13 protein-coding genes are annotated in these 13,633 nt (G+C 73.9%); 6 read left to right on the top strand and 7 right to left on the bottom strand.

Features of this window, described 5'->3' with window-relative positions:
- Positions 1 to 60: 60 nt before the first annotated feature.
- Positions 61 to 1,677 carry an ABC transporter permease gene (locus C0216_RS06875; RefSeq protein WP_114054393.1) on the top strand — a complete coding sequence of 539 codons (1,617 nt, stop codon included), beginning with the start codon at positions 61 to 63 and terminating at the stop codon, positions 1,675 to 1,677.
- A complete protein-coding gene (locus C0216_RS06880; protein WP_174250353.1) occupies positions 1,677 to 2,708 on the top strand; it encodes an ABC transporter ATP-binding protein in 1,032 nt (343 codons plus the stop codon). Before C0216_RS06875 ends, C0216_RS06880 begins: the two co-directional genes overlap by 1 nt.
- Here the strand turns inward: C0216_RS06880 and C0216_RS06885 are convergent.
- From C0216_RS06885 to C0216_RS06905, 5 genes are all read right to left on the bottom strand, one after another.
- Complete coding sequence (locus tag C0216_RS06885; RefSeq protein ID WP_114054394.1) at positions 2,705 to 3,637, bottom strand: hypothetical protein; 933 nt, start codon at positions 3,635 to 3,637, stop codon at positions 2,705 to 2,707. The genes C0216_RS06880 and C0216_RS06885 overlap by 4 nt on opposite strands.
- Before the next feature lie 113 nt (positions 3,638 to 3,750).
- Positions 3,751 to 4,833, bottom strand: coding sequence for a hypothetical protein (locus tag C0216_RS06890; RefSeq protein ID WP_114054395.1), 1,083 nt, complete (start codon positions 4,831 to 4,833; stop codon positions 3,751 to 3,753).
- Entirely contained in the window at positions 4,815 to 5,561 is a 747-nt protein-coding gene (locus C0216_RS06895; RefSeq protein ID WP_114054396.1) for an ABC transporter ATP-binding protein, read from the bottom strand. Before C0216_RS06895 ends, C0216_RS06890 begins: the two co-directional genes overlap by 19 nt.
- A gap of 158 nt (positions 5,562 to 5,719) precedes the next feature.
- Positions 5,720 to 7,099 carry an aspartate aminotransferase family protein gene (locus C0216_RS06900; RefSeq protein ID WP_174250354.1) on the bottom strand — a complete coding sequence of 460 codons (1,380 nt, stop codon included), beginning with the start codon at positions 7,097 to 7,099 and terminating at the stop codon, positions 5,720 to 5,722.
- Positions 7,084 to 7,587 (bottom strand): Lrp/AsnC family transcriptional regulator, encoded by a 504-nt coding sequence (locus C0216_RS06905; protein ID WP_114054398.1) that lies wholly within the window; start codon positions 7,585 to 7,587, stop codon positions 7,084 to 7,086. The genes C0216_RS06900 and C0216_RS06905 overlap by 16 nt, the downstream gene beginning before the upstream one ends.
- A 169-nt stretch (positions 7,588 to 7,756) precedes the next feature.
- On the opposite strand from C0216_RS06905, the gene C0216_RS06910 reads away from it, so the two are divergent.
- From C0216_RS06910 to C0216_RS06920, 3 genes are all read left to right on the top strand, one after another.
- Positions 7,757 to 9,196 (top strand): gamma-aminobutyraldehyde dehydrogenase, encoded by a 1,440-nt coding sequence (locus C0216_RS06910; RefSeq protein ID WP_114054399.1) that lies wholly within the window; start codon positions 7,757 to 7,759, stop codon positions 9,194 to 9,196.
- A 106-nt stretch (positions 9,197 to 9,302) separates the two neighbouring features.
- Positions 9,303 to 10,496, top strand: coding sequence for a polyamine ABC transporter substrate-binding protein (locus C0216_RS06915; RefSeq protein WP_114054400.1), 1,194 nt, complete (start codon positions 9,303 to 9,305; stop codon positions 10,494 to 10,496).
- A 71-nt stretch (positions 10,497 to 10,567) separates the two neighbouring features.
- The gene (locus C0216_RS06920; RefSeq protein WP_114054401.1) at positions 10,568 to 11,038 is read left to right on the top strand and encodes a hypothetical protein; all 471 of its coding nucleotides are present in this window, start codon (positions 10,568 to 10,570) and stop codon (positions 11,036 to 11,038) included.
- A gap of 27 nt (positions 11,039 to 11,065) precedes the next feature.
- Here C0216_RS06920 and C0216_RS06925 read toward each other — a convergent pair whose 3' ends face one another.
- Positions 11,066 to 11,755 (bottom strand): glycerophosphodiester phosphodiesterase, encoded by a 690-nt coding sequence (locus tag C0216_RS06925; RefSeq protein ID WP_174250355.1) that lies wholly within the window; start codon positions 11,753 to 11,755, stop codon positions 11,066 to 11,068.
- 22 nt (positions 11,756 to 11,777) lie between these two features.
- A complete protein-coding gene (locus tag C0216_RS06930) occupies positions 11,778 to 12,803 on the bottom strand; it encodes an adenosine deaminase (protein ID WP_114054403.1) in 1,026 nt (341 codons plus the stop codon).
- Positions 12,804 to 12,907: 104 nt separating this feature from the next.
- Here C0216_RS06930 and C0216_RS06935 point away from each other — a divergent pair, with 104 nt between their 5' ends.
- On the top strand, positions 12,908 to 13,633 hold the full coding sequence (locus tag C0216_RS06935) for a DUF4190 domain-containing protein (protein WP_162793128.1): 726 nt from the start codon (positions 12,908 to 12,910) through the stop codon (positions 13,631 to 13,633).

Below are 13,633 nucleotides of genomic sequence, written 5' to 3' on the forward strand. Positions count from 1 at the left end.
GCCGGCGCGGGGCCCTCAGGGACCCGCGCCGCACGCGGCGCGGCCGCCAGGCTCGCCCTGATGGCCGTGCCGCTGGCCTTCTTCGGCGTCTTCTTCGCCTACCCGGTCACCGCCATCGTCGGCCGGGGCCTGAAGACGGACGCCGGATGGCAGCTGGGCCGCATCGGCGAGGTGCTCGCCGAGCCGGGCATCGCCGGCGTCCTGTGGTTCACCGTCTGGCAGGCGCTCGCCTCCACGGTCCTCACCCTGCTGGTCGCGCTGCCCGCCGCGTACGTCTTCGCCCGGCTCGACTTCCCCGGCAAGCAGGTCCTGCGCGCCGTCGTCACCATCCCCTTCGTCCTGCCGACCGTGGTCGTCGGCACCGCCTTCCTCGCCCTGGTGGGCCGCGGCGGGCTGACGGAGGAGCTGTGGGGGGTCCGGCTCGACACGACCGTGTGGGCGATCCTGCTCGCGCACGTCTTCTTCAACTACGCCGTCGTCGTCCGCACCGTCGGCGGGCTGTGGGCGCAGCTCGACCCGCGGCAGGAGGAGGCCGCCCGGGTTCTGGGCGCGGGCCGCCTCGCCGCCTGGCGGCAGGTCACCCTCCCGGCGCTGGCCCCGGCCGTCGCGGCCGCCGCCGTCATGGTGTTCCTCTTCACCTTCACCTCGTTCGGCGTCGTGCAGATCCTCGGCGGGCCCGCGTACGCCACCCTGGAGGTGGAGGTCTACCGTCAGACCGCCCAGCTCCTGGACCTGTCCACCGCCGCCGTCCTGACGCTCGTCCAGTTCGCCGCCGTCGCGGGGATCCTCGCCGTGCACGCCTGGACGGTGCGCCGCCGCGAGCGGGCGCTGCGCCTCGTGGACCCCGCGCTGACCGCGCACCGGCCGCGCGGCGCCGGCCAGCGGCTGCTGCTCGGCGGGGTGCTGCTGACCGTGGCCCTGCTGATCGTGCTGCCGCTCGGCGTGCTGGTCGAGCGGTCCTTCGACACCCCCGGCGGCCACGGCACCGGCTACTACGAGGCGCTGGCCCAGGCCGGCTCGGGCGGCGGTACCTTCCTGGTCCCGCCGCTGGAGGCGGTCGGCAACTCCCTGGAGTACGCCCTCGCCGCCACCGGCATCGCCCTGCTCGTCGGAGGCCTCGCCGCCGCAGCCCTGACCCGGCGCGCGGGCCCGTTCGTCCGCGGCTTCGACGCGCTGCTGATGCTGCCGCTCGGGGTGTCCGCCGTGACCGTCGGCTTCGGATTCCTGATCACCCTCGACGAGCCGCCGCTGGACCTGCGGACCTCCTGGATCCTCGTACCGCTGGCGCAGGCGCTGGTCGGCGTCCCGTTCGTCGTCCGCACCATGCTGCCGGTGCTGCGCGCCGTCGACGAGCGGCTGCGGGAGGCCGCCGCCGTGCTCGGCGCCTCCCCGCTGCGGGCCTGGCGTGAGGTGGACCTGCCGCTGGTGCGGCGGGCGCTGCTGGTCGCGGCCGGGTTCGCCTTCGCCGTGTCGCTCGGCGAGTTCGGCGCGACCGTGTTCATCGCCCGGGCCGACCGGCCGACCCTGCCGGTGGCGGTGGCCCGGCTGCTGGGGCGGGCCGGGGACCTGAACTACGGGCAGGCCATGGCGCTGAGCACCGTGCTGATGCTGGTGTGCGCGGCCGCCCTCCTGGTGCTGGAGCGGCTGCGCCCCGACAAGACCTCGGGAGAGTTCTGATGACCCTGCTCGAACTGGCCGGGGTGTCGGTCCGCTTCGGCGGGCGCGCCGCCGTGGACGGCGTCGACCTGGAGGTCGACGAGCACGAGACGGTGTGCCTCCTCGGGCCCAGCGGCAGCGGCAAGTCCACGCTGCTGCGGGTCGTGGCCGGGCTCCAGCCGGTGTCGGCGGGCCGGGTGCTGCTCGGCGGCGCCGACCAGGCGCGGGTGCCCGTGCACCGGCGCGGGGTGGGCCTGATGTTCCAGGACCACCAGCTGTTCCCGCACCGGGACGTCGGCGGGAACGTCGCCTTCGGACTGCGCATGCAGGGCGCCGCCCGCGCCGCGCAGCAGGCCCGGGTGGCCGAGCTGCTGGAGCTCGTCGGGCTGCCCGGGGCCGGCCGGCGGCCGGTGTCCTCGCTGTCCGGCGGCGAGCAGCAGCGGGTCGCGCTGGCCCGGGCGCTCGCCCCGTCGCCGCGGCTGCTGATGCTGGACGAGCCGCTGGGGCAGCTGGACCGGGGGCTGCGCGAGCGCCTCGTCGTGGAGCTGCGGGAGCTGTTCACGCGCCTGGGCACCACCGTGCTGGCCGTCACCCACGACCAGGGCGAGGCGTTCGCCCTGGCCGACCGGGTGGTCGTGATGCGGGAGGGCCGCATCGCGCAGGCGGGCACCCCGCTGGAGGTGTGGCAGCGGCCGGCCTCCGAGTTCGTGGCGCGCTTCCTCGGCTTCGACAACGTCGTCCCCGCGACGGTGTCGGACGGGTCCGCGGCCACCCCGTGGGGTGAGGTCCCGGTGCCGGAGGGCTCCCCGCGCGGGGAGCACCGGCTGCTGGTCCGCCCGGCGGGCGTCCGGCTCGCCGGGGACGGGTTGGCGTGCGAGGTGGAGTCGCGGACCTTCCGCGGCGCGCACGTGGCGCTGCGGCTGCGGCCGGCGGGCGGGCCGGCCCTGGAGGCCGAGTGCGACCTGGCCGGGGCGCCGGCCCCGGGGGAGCGGGTGGCGGTGGAGTTCGCCCCGTCGGAGGTCGTCGTCATCCCCGCCTCGCCGCGGCCCTAGCAGCTCACGCCGGCGGGCTCCCGGGCCGGGGCGGCCGGGTCCGCCGCGGGTTCGGCGGCCGGGTCGGCGCCGTCGTGGTTGCCGTACCAGGCGACGGCGACCGCGCCCGCGACGGCGAGGACGAAGCCGGCCATGGCGAGCCAGGCCAGGCCCGGGCGGGAGGCGTCGCCGAGCCACAGCACGCCGATGGCGCCGGGGAGGACGGTCTCGCCGACGACCAGCGCGGCCGTCGCCCCGTTCACGGAGCCGATCTGCAGGGCGACGGTGTGCAGGTACATGCCGCCGGCGCCGGCGAGGACGATCGCGTACAGGGCGGGGTCGGTGAGCAGCGCGGCCGGATCGAACGGGTCGATGCCGTTCAGGATGCGGACGCCGACGCCGAGGGCGCCGAAGGCGAGGCCGGACAGCAGGCCGGCGAGGATCGCGGCGCGGCCGCCGAGCAGCCGGACGGCGACCGTGCCGCCCACGATGATCAGGGCCGTCACGGCGAGCAGCCACCAGTGGGTGGCCAGGGGGGCGTGGTGGCCGCCCTGGTGTCCGGCGGCGCCGGCGAGGAGCACCAGCGCGGTGCAGACGACGCCGATGGATACCCACTCCTTGCGGGTCAGCCGGATGCCGAGCATCCGTACGCTGAGCACCGCGGTGATGACGAGGTTGGCGCTGATGACGGTCTGCGAGAGGAAGAGGGGCAGCATCCGCGAGGCGAGCGCGCCGAGGCCGAAGCCCACGAAGTCCAGGATGGTGCCGACGATGAACTCCCAGGTCATCGCCGCCTTCGCGGTCGACGACAGGTTCGGGCCGCCGTGCGCGGTCACCCCCGCGTCCGCGGGTGTGGCCCGGGCCGCGCGGCGCGAGCCGACGGCTTGCAGGACGGATCCCGTGCCGTAGCAGATGGACGCCGCTATCGCGGTCAGCAGGCCTATGAGCACCGAGGGCTCCGATCACTTCGGGCAGGTTGTGCGTACCACTGCCAGACGTGCGAAATGCCCCGGGAGGTTGCCTCGTACGGCCGTTTCGTCCCGCGGTGCCGGCGGGGGAGCGGTCAGCCGGTCAGCGCCAGGGAGGTCAGCCGGGCGATGCCCCAGCAGACGGGCAGGCAGACGGCGAGCAGCGCGGCGGCCCGCACGGTGGCGGCGGTGCGGAGCACGCTGCCGGGGGCGCCGAGGTCGGCGAGCGCGGCCCGGCTCGCGGCGCGGGCCTGGCGGACTTCGACGGCGGCGGCGAGCAGGGTGGCGGCCGCGCAGAGGACGGTGAGTGCGAAGGCGGGGGCGGTCAGCGGGCCCAGCGGGGCGCTGATGCCGGCGATGCCGCCGCGGCCGGGCAGGGCGGCGGCGATCGCAGCGGTGCCGGCGGCGCACAGGACGCCGAGGGGGCGGCCCAGCCGGGACGCCTCCTCCTGGAGGGTGCGCCCGGCCAGGAGCCGGAGGGCGCCGGGGCGGACGGCCTGGACCAGGGCGCCGCAGGCGTACGCGAGCCCCGGCCCGGCGAGGACCAGCCCGGCGGCGGTGAGCGCCCAGCCGGCCGGGAGTCCGCCGCCGGCGGGTCCGGCGTGGCCGAGGACGGCGAGCCCGCAGGCGGCGAGGGCGATGCCCCAGGGCAGCCCGGCCGCCGGCGCGGCGGGGGTGCGGGGCCGCAGTGTGAGCGCGGCGGCGGCTGCCGAGGCGGCGAGGGGGGTGAGGGCCAGCAGGGTGAGGGCGGCGGCCAGCGGCAGCGGCCGGTCGGCGTGGAGCAGGGCGGCGCCCGCGCCGTCGAAGGGGAGTCCGCCGAGGTCGCCGCGCAGGTGGAGGAAGGCGGCGAGGGCGAGGGCGCTGCCGAGGGTGCAGGCGACGGCGGTGGAGGCGGCGGCTGCCAGGGCGAGGTGCAGCGGCCCGAGCCCGACGGCGTCCATGCCCTCGCGGGGGCGGGTGGCGGGGTCGGTGCGGGCGGTGCGGACGGCGAGGTGGACGGTGGCGGCGAGGGGGAGCAGCGCCCACAGCAGGCGCGGGAACGATCCGGCAGGCCGGGCCGTGGCCTCGGCGAGGACGTACAGCAGCAGGAAGCCGCTGCCCGCGGCCGCGGCGGCGACGAGCAGGCGGCGCAGCTGGACGAGCGGGCGGGAGCCGCGGGTCAGGCGGAGAGTGAGCACGCGGCCTGGCCTTCCGGGGTGTCGCCGGGCGCGCCGGGGCCCGCCGCGGCGGGGCGGCCGTCGAGGAGGGGGAGGGACCGGTCGGCGGTGGCCGCGGTGTCCTCGCCGTGGCCGGCGAGGACCACGGTGATGCCGTGGGAGCGGGCCGCTGTGGTGAGGGTGCGCAGCAGCATGGCCCGTTCGGCGCGGTGCAGGGGGGCGGTCGGCTCGTCGGCGAAGACGACGGCCGGCTCGTGGACGAGGGCCCGCGCGAGGGCGGCGCGCTGGGCCTCGGCGCGCGTCAGGGCGCCGGGCCGCTTGCGGGCCAGGCCGCCGATGTCGAGGCGGTCGAGCCATTCGCAGGCGGTCCGCCTGGCGGTGCGGTGCGCGGTGCCGGCGACGAGCAGCGGCAGGGCGGCGTTCTCCCACACGGTGAGTTCGGGCAGCAGCGCCGGCTCGGGGCCGATCCAGCCGAACCGGTCGCGGCGCAGCCGTTCGCGGGCGAGGGCGCCCAGGGTGTGGACGGGTACGCCGTCGAACCAGACCCCGCCGTCCCGGGGGACCAGCCGGCCGGAGAGGCAGTGCAGCAGCGTGGTCTTGCCGCTGCCGCGCGGTCCGGTCACGGCGAGGACCTCGCCCCGGCGGACGCCGACCGACACCCCGGCGATGCCGGGGGAGCCGTCGTGGGAGTAGTGGACGGACCGGGCCCAGAGCACGTCGCTGTCCGGTGGAGCCTCCATGGCGTACACCTCCGTCCGGGGAACGAAGCGGAGCCCCTTCGGTCACTGGCGTCCGCACTGAGATGTAAGGAGACGGAGGCCGGGATCGGCGACAGCACACGGCCCGGGTGCCCCGTTCCCACTCGAACGGGGCACCCGGGCCGTGGCGTACGGTCCTGCGGGTCCGTCTACAGCTTGGTCCACGCCTCGGTGAGCACGGAGCGCAGGATCCCCTCGATCTCGTCGAAGGTCCCCTGGTCCGCGATCAGCGGCGGGGCCAGCTGCACGACCGGGTCGCCGCGGTCGTCGGCCCGGCAGTACAGGCCGTTGTCGAAGAGCGCCTTGGAGAGGAAGCCGTACAGGACGCGCTCGGTCTCCTCGTCGGAGAAGGACTCCTTGGTGGTCTTGTCCTTGACGAGCTCGATGCCGTAGAAGTACCCGTTGCCGCGGACGTCGCCGACGATCGGCAGGTCGTGCAGCTTCTGGAGGGTCTTCAGGAAGGCGCCCTCGTTGTCCAGCACGTGCTGGTTGAGGCCTTCCTTGTCGAAGATGTCGAGGTTGGCGAGGGCCACCGCGGAGGACACCGGGTGCCCGCCGAAGGTGTAGCCGTGCAGGAAGGTGTTGCTGCCCTTGTAGAAGGGCTCGGCGACGCGGTCGGAGACGATGCAGGCGCCGATCGGGGAGTAGCCCGAGGTCATGCCCTTCGCGCAGGTGATCATGTCCGGTACGTAGCCGAACTTGTCGCAGGCGAACATCGTGCCGAGGCGGCCGAAGGCGCAGATCGTCTCGTCGGAGACGAGGAGCACGTCGTACGTGTCGCAGATCTCGCGGACGCGCTGGAAGTAGCCGGGCGGCGGCGGGAAGCAGCCGCCGGCGTTCTGCACGGGCTCCAGGAAGACGGCGGCGACGGTGTCGGCGCCCTCGAAGAGGATCTGCTGCTCGATCTGGTCGGCGCACCAGCGGCCGAAGGCCTCGGGGTCGTCGCCGTGGATCGGGGCGCGGTAGATGTTGGTGTTCGGCACCTTGTGCGCGCCGGGGACCAGCGGCTCGAAGGGGGCCTTCAGGGCCGGCAGGCCGGTGATCGACAGGGCGCCCTGCGGGGTGCCGTGGTAGGCGACCGCGCGGGAGATGACCTTGTACTTGGTCGGCTTGCCCTGGAGCTTGTAGTACTGCTTGGCGAGCTTCCAGGCGGTCTCGACGGCCTCGCCGCCGCCGGTGGTGAAGAACACCTTGTTCAGGTCGCCCGGGGCGTAGTCCGCGAGGCGCTCGGCGAGCTCCACGGCCTTGGGGTGGGCGTAGGACCACACGGGGAAGAAGGCGAGCTCCTGGGCCTGCCGGTAGGCGACCTCGGCGAGCTCCTTGCGGCCGTGACCGGCGTTGACCACGAAGAGGCCGGCAAGGCCGTCGAGGTAGCGCTTGCCCTTGTCGTCGTAGATGTAGGTGCCCTCGCCGCGCACGATGGTGGGGACGGGGGAGTTCTCGTACGACGACATCCGGGTGAAGTGCATCCACAGGTGGTCGTACGCGGTTTTGGACAGGTCCTGGGTCACGGTTATCGGGTTCCCCACATGTAGGTCTGCTTCTTCAGCTTCAGGTAAACGAAGCTTTCGGTGGATCGCACGCCGGGGAGCGCGCGGATCTTCTTGTTGATCGTCTCCAGCAGGTGGTCGTCGTCCTCGCAGACGATTTCCACCATCAGGTCGAAGGAGCCCGCGGTCATCACCACGTACTCGCACTCGGCCATCTGGGCCAGTGCGTCGGCCACCGGGTCGACGTCGCCCTCGACGTTGATGCCGACCATGGCCTGGCGCCGCAGACCCACGGTGAGCGGGTCGGTGACGGCGACGATCTGCATGACGCCCTGGTCGAGCAGCTTCTGCACGCGCTGGCGCACGGCGGCTTCCGACAGGCCGACGGCCTTGCCGATCGCCGCGTAGGGACGGCGTCCGTCCTCCTGCAGTTGCTCGATGATCGCCAGCGACACAGCATCGACCGAAGGGGACGGCTGCCTGTTCCTGGAGTCTGCGCTTCGACTGGCCACGACCTCACTCTGCACGAGGAGTCCTCCGTTCCGCAAGACGAAATCAATGAAATCCGTTGTCCGGGCATCCCGATCTTACTGATTTCGTAGTTCGTGATGGGCGGCCCTGTCGAAAGCATCCGCCCAGGAGCTAGGCTTGGGATTCGTCTCAACCATTGGACATGTGATCAGGAGTGTGGCTGTAGTGACCACCGAACTGCGTCGTCTGCGCAACTACATCGGCGGGGAGTTCAAGGACGCCGCCGACGGGCGGACCACCGACGTGGTCAACCCGGCCACCGGCGAGGTGTACGCCACCGCCCCGCTGTCCGGCCAGGCCGACGTCGACGCCGCCATGGCCGCCGCCGCGGCCGCCTTCCCGGGCTGGCGCGACACCACGCCCTCCGAGCGGCAGAAGGCCCTCCTCAAGATCGCCGACGCCTTCGAGGCGCGCGCCGAGGAGCTGGTCGCTGCCGAGTCGGAGAACACCGGCAAGCCGCTGGGCCTGACCGCCAGCGAGGAGCTGCCCCCGATGGTGGACCAGATCCGCTTCTTCGCGGGCGCGGCCCGCCTGCTGGAGGGCCGCTCCGCCGGCGAGTACATGGACGGGATGACCTCGATCATCCGCCGCGAGCCGGTCGGCGTCTGCGCCCAGGTCGCCCCGTGGAACTACCCGATGATGATGGCCGTGTGGAAGTTCGCCCCGGCCATCGCCGCGGGCAACACCGTGGTGCTCAAGCCCTCGGACACCACCCCGGCCTCCACCGTCCTGATGGCCGAGATCATCGACTCGATCCTGCCCAAGGGCGTCTTCAACGTCGTCTGCGGCGACCGCGAGACCGGCAAGGCCATGGTCGAGCACGCCGTCCCGGCGATGGCCTCCATCACCGGCTCCGTCCGCGCCGGCATGCAGGTCGCCGAGAGCGCGTCGAAGGACGTCAAGCGCGTCCACCTGGAGCTCGGCGGCAAGGCGCCCGTCGTGGTCTTCGAGGACGCCGACATCGCCAAGGCCGTCGAGGACATCGCCGTCGCCGGCTACTTCAACGCCGGCCAGGACTGCACCGCCGCCACCCGCGTCCTCGTGCACGAGTCCGTCCACGACGAGTTCGTGGCCGCCCTCGCCAAGGCCGCCGCCGACACCAAGACCGGCGCCCCGGACGACGAGGACGTCCTCTACGGCCCCCTGAACAACCCCAACCAGCTGGCGCAGGTCGCGGGCTTCATCGACCGCCTGCCGGCGCACGCCAAGGTGGAGGCCGGCGGCCACCGCGTCGGCGAGAAGGGCTACTTCTACGCCCCGACCGTCGTCTCCGGCCTCAAGCAGGACGACGAGATCGTCCAGAACGAGGTCTTCGGCCCCGTCATCACCGTCCAGTCCTTCGCGGACGAGGCCCAGGCGCTGGAGTACGCGAACGGCGTCGAGTACGCCCTCGCCTCCTCCGTGTGGACCAAGGACCACGCCCGCGCGATGCGCATGTCCAAGCACCTCGACTTCGGCTGCGTGTGGATCAACACCCACATCCCGCTCGTCGCCGAGATGCCGCACGGCGGCTTCAAGAAGTCCGGCTACGGCAAGGACCTCTCCGCGTACGGCTTCGAGGACTACACCCGCATCAAGCACGTGATGACCTCGCTCGACGGCTGACGCCGGGCCGCGGCCGGAGGGGCTGGTCAACCCGGCCCCGCACGGGGGCGGGCAGTGGACAATGTGTCCATTGCCCGCCCCCTCCGCGTTCCCCGAGGCTTCACCCATGCCCGCTCCCGACCCCTCCCGCCGCCGCGTCACGCGCCGCGCGGCGCTGCGCGGCCTCGGCGCCGCCGGCCTCCTCTCGGCCCTCGCCGGCTGCGGCGTGCCCTCCGCGTACGTCCCCGAGGACCGCCGGGCGGGCGCGGACCGCTCCGCGCGCGAGCGGAGCCTCTCCTTCGCCAACTGGCCGATGTACATAGACACCGATGCCGAGGACGGGGAACGCCGGCCCACGCTGGAGGCGTTCACGGAGCGCACCGGCATCGGCGTCCGGTACACCGAGGAGATCAACGACAACGACGAGTTCTTCGGCAAGGTCGGCCCCGCCCTGATGAACCGCCAGGAGACCGGACACGACCTGGTGGTGGTCAGCGACTGGATGGCCGCCCGCTTCGTCCGCCTGGGCTGGGCGCAGGCGATGGACCGCGCCCGCCAGCCGAACGTCGCCGAACACCTCGACCCGCAGCTGCGCTCGCCGGCCTTCGACGCAGGGCGCCTGCACACCGTGCCCTGGCAGTCCGGCATCACCGGGATCGCCTACAACCGCAGGGCCCTCGGCCGGGAGATCCGGTCGGTGCGGGACCTGTGGCACCCGGACCTCGCGGGCCGCGTCACCCTCTTCTCGGGCCTCGACGAGTCGTTCGCGCTGCTGATGCAGGGCAACGGGGTGGACGTCACCCGCTGGACCGAGGCGGACTTCCACCGGATGTGCGACCAGGTCGAGGAGCTGGTGCGCCGCAGGCACATCCGCCGCTTCACCGGCAACGACTACACCTCCGACCTCGGCAAGGGGGACGTGCTGGCCTGCCAGGCCTACTCGGGCGACGCGGTCCAACTGCAGGCCGACAACCCGGACATCGCGTTCGTCGTGCCGGAGGAGGGCGGCGAGCTGTGGGCGGAGAGCCTCCTCGTCCCCAACCTGGCCCGCCACAAGGCCAATGCGGAGGCGCTGATCGACCACTACTACGCCCCGGAGGTGGCGGCGGAGCTGGCGGCTGCCGTCGCCTACGTCTGCCCGGTGCCGGCGGCCCGCGAGGTGCTGGCCGCCTCGCCGGACCGGGAGACGGCGGAACTCGCCGAGAACCCGCTGGTCTTCCCCGACGACGCGATGCGCGGGCGGCTCGCCGTGGCCCGGGACGTCACGGCGGCGGAGCGCCGCACACTGGCCGGCCGCTGGAACGCCCTCGTCGGGATGTGATCACCAGCACAGAATTGAACACGTTCGAAGAATTTGCTGAACATGTTCAACTCCGGGCGTAGGGTACTGCCATGAGTGAGAGAAACGCCCTCCAGCGGCGGATCCGTGCCTGGCTCGTCCTGTTCGTCGTCTGCCTGGTCCTCAGCGGGCTCACCGCGTTCCCCCTGGTCACCGAGGTGCGCCTGGCCAACTCCCTGATCGGGCACGAGTGGCTGGCCCGGGTCGGCGAAGGCCTCGACACGGCCGACGCCCGGTACCCGTTCCTCCTGTACGGCACCGACTGGCTGGCCTTCGCCCACCTCGTGATCGCGGTCTTCTTCTACGGGGTCCTGCGCGACCCCGTCCGCAACATCTGGATCATCGAGGCCGGAATGATCGCCTGCGCCGGCATCGTCCCGCTCGCCCTGATCTGCGGCCAGATCCGCGGCATCCCCCTCGGATGGCGCCTCATCGACATCTCGTTCGGGGTCTTCGGCATCATCCCGCTCCTGTTCCTGCGGCGCCTCGTCAAGCGCCTGGAGGCCCTGCCCGCCGCCGCGTGACGGCAGCGCCGCCGAAGACCGGCCGGCTCAGCGGCCGGCCGCGGCGCGCACCGCCGCCAGGGCGTCGATCCGGTTCGTGGTGATCGCGTCCACGCCCGCCGCAGCCAGCCGGCGCATCGTCCGCTTCGTGTCGGCGGTCCACGCCGAGACCCGCAGCCCGTCCCGGTGCAGCGCCTCCACCAGCCCGCGGTCCACCAGCCCGAAGCGGTAGTTCAGCCAGGCCGGCGCCACCGCGTCGATCAGCACCCGGCGCGGCGGCGACAGCGTCGTCCACGTCAGCGCGATCTCCGCCGCCCGGTCGGCGGCCCGCACGGCCAGCATCGTGTTCGGGCCCGCGCAGTAGTAGACGCGCTCCCGCGCCCCGCACTCCCCGACCAGGCCGACGACCCTCCGCACCGCCTCCGGGGCGGCGCCCGGCAGGTCCAGCAGCAGGCGCCCCGGCCCCGCCTCGGCGAGAGCCTGACGCAGCGTCGGCACCCCGCCCTGCGTCAGCTCCGCCAGCTGGGCGGCCGTCACCTCGTCGAGCCGCACGTCGTGTCCCCACAGCCGCTGCAGCGTCTCGTCGTGGAGGAGGACCGCCTCCCCGTCGCGGGTCAGCCGTACGTCGACCTCGACCGCGTCCGCGCCGAGCGCGAACGCCGACCGGATCGACGGGAGCGTGTTCTCGGGGAAGCGGTGGGGATCGCCGCGGTGGGCGACGGCCGTCAGGGTGCGCATGCCGCCCATTGTCCCGCGGCCGTCAGCGTGCGAGCCACGCCTCGGTGTACGTGTCGATCTCCTGCGCGATCCGAGCCTTGCCCGCGGTGTCGAGGAAGGACGCCTCCACCGCGTTCTTCGCGAGTGCGGCGAGGCCGCGCTCGTCGAGGCCGAGCAGCCGGGCGGCCACCGCGTACTCGTTGTTGAGGTCCGTGCCGAACATCGGCGGGTCGTCGCTGTTGACGGTGACGAGCACGCCCGCCTGCACCATCTCCCGGACCGGGTGCCGGTCCAGGTCCTCCACGGCGCGGGTCGCGATGTTCGAGGTCGGGCAGACCTCCAGGGCGATGCGGTGCTCCGCCAGGTGGGCCAGCAGCGCGGGGTCCCGAACGGCGCTCGTGCCGTGGCCGATCCGCTCGGCGCCGAGGTCGCGCAGGGCGTCCCAGATGGTCTGCGGGCCGGTGGTCTCGCCGGCGTGCGGGACGCTGTGCAGGCCGGCGGCGCGGGCGGCGTCGAAGTACGGCTTGAACTGCGTGCGGGGCACGCCGATCTCGGGCCCGCCGAGGCCGAAGGAGACCAGCCCCTCCGGGCGCAGGTCGACGGCGAGGCGGGCGGTCTCCGCGGCGGCCTCCAGGCCGGCCTCGCCGGGGATGTCGAAGCACCAGCGCAGCACGATCCCCAACTCGGCCTCGGCCGCGCGCCGGGCGTCCTCGATGGCCTCCATGAACGCCTTCTCCTCGATGCCGCGGCGCGTGGAGGAGTAGGGCGTGATGGTCAGTTCCGCGTAGCGGATGTTCTGCCGGGCCATGTCGCGGGCGACTTCGAACGTCAGCGTGCGGACGTCGTCGGGCGTGCGGACCAGGTCGACCACGGACAGGTAGACCTCGATGAAGTGCGCGAAGTCGGTGAAGGTGAAGTAGTCGGCGAGCGCCTCCGGGTCGGTCGGCACCCTGGAGTCGGGGTGCCGCGCGGCCAGTTCGGCGACGATGCGGGGGGAGGCCGAGCCGACGTGGTGCACGTGCAGCTCCGCCTTGGGCAGCCCTGCGATGAAGGGGGTCAGGTCGGGCACGACGGGCCTCCGGGGGACGGTGCGGACGGATCGGCCCCCATCGTAGGCAGCAGGGATCCCCCGGCGGGACGGCATAGCATGGCCGTACGAGAGGGGGGTGCTGCATGACCGACAAGAGCCCTGACCCGAGGGACCCGTGGGCCCTGCCGGAGGGGTCGGCAGCGGATCCGGGGAGGCCGCAGGGCGCCCCCGGGGTGCCCGGCCCGCCGTCCGTCCACGACCAGCCCACGCTCGCCGGGATGCCCGGCGCCGGGGTGCCGCCCGCGCCGCCTGCGCCGCTCCCCGGGCCGTACGCGTCCCCCGCGCCCGGACCGGCCCCCGTACCGCCCGCGTACGCCTATCCCGCCCCGCCGGCGTCCGGCATGCCCGGCGTCCCGGGCGCGCCCGGGTACGCCTACCCGGGGCCGGCGTCCGTGCCCGCGCCCCCGGCGTACGCGCAGCAGCCGTACGGCCCGCAGCCCTTCGCCCCCCAGGCGTACCCCGGCGCCGGACCCCTCGGCCACCCCCTGTACGGCGCCCAGCCGCGCAACGGCTTCGGCGTCGCCGCGCTCGTGCTCGGCATCGTCGCGGTCGTCGGGTGCGCCCTGAACTTCATCGCCGTCGGCCTCGGCGTCGCGGCGATCGTCTTCGGCGTGCTCGGCCGCAGCCGGGCGGCCCGCGGGGAGGCCACCAACGGCGGCATGGCGCTGGCCGGCCTCATCCTCGGCGTCACGGGCGCCCTCCTCGGCGCGCTCATGCTGGCGTTCGCCGTCGCCGGCTTCCTGCAGGGCGAGTCCGGCTCCGGGACCGACAGCCCGTACTCGGACACCCGCATGCGCGAGAAGGTCTGA

It is taken from the genome of Streptomyces globosus (assembly GCF_003325375.1).
In the GTDB taxonomy this organism is placed as follows: Bacteria; Actinomycetota; Actinomycetes; order Streptomycetales; family Streptomycetaceae; genus Streptomyces; species Streptomyces globosus_A.

Coding starts and splice junctions, on each gene's coding strand:
- C0216_RS06875 (WP_114054393.1), top strand. CDS start 61: ATGGCCGTGCCGCTGGCCTTCTTCGGCGTCTTCTTCGCCTACCCGGTC.
- C0216_RS06880 (WP_174250353.1), top strand. CDS start 1,677: ATGACCCTGCTCGAACTGGCCGGGGTGTCGGTCCGCTTCGGCGGGCGC.
- C0216_RS06915 (WP_114054400.1), top strand. CDS start 9,303: ATGCCCGCTCCCGACCCCTCCCGCCGCCGCGTCACGCGCCGCGCGGCG.
- C0216_RS06920 (WP_114054401.1), top strand. CDS start 10,568: ATGAGTGAGAGAAACGCCCTCCAGCGGCGGATCCGTGCCTGGCTCGTC.
- C0216_RS06925 (WP_174250355.1), bottom strand. CDS start 11,755: ATGCGCACCCTGACGGCCGTCGCCCACCGCGGCGATCCCCACCGCTTC.
- C0216_RS06935 (WP_162793128.1), top strand. CDS start 12,908: ATGACCGACAAGAGCCCTGACCCGAGGGACCCGTGGGCCCTGCCGGAG.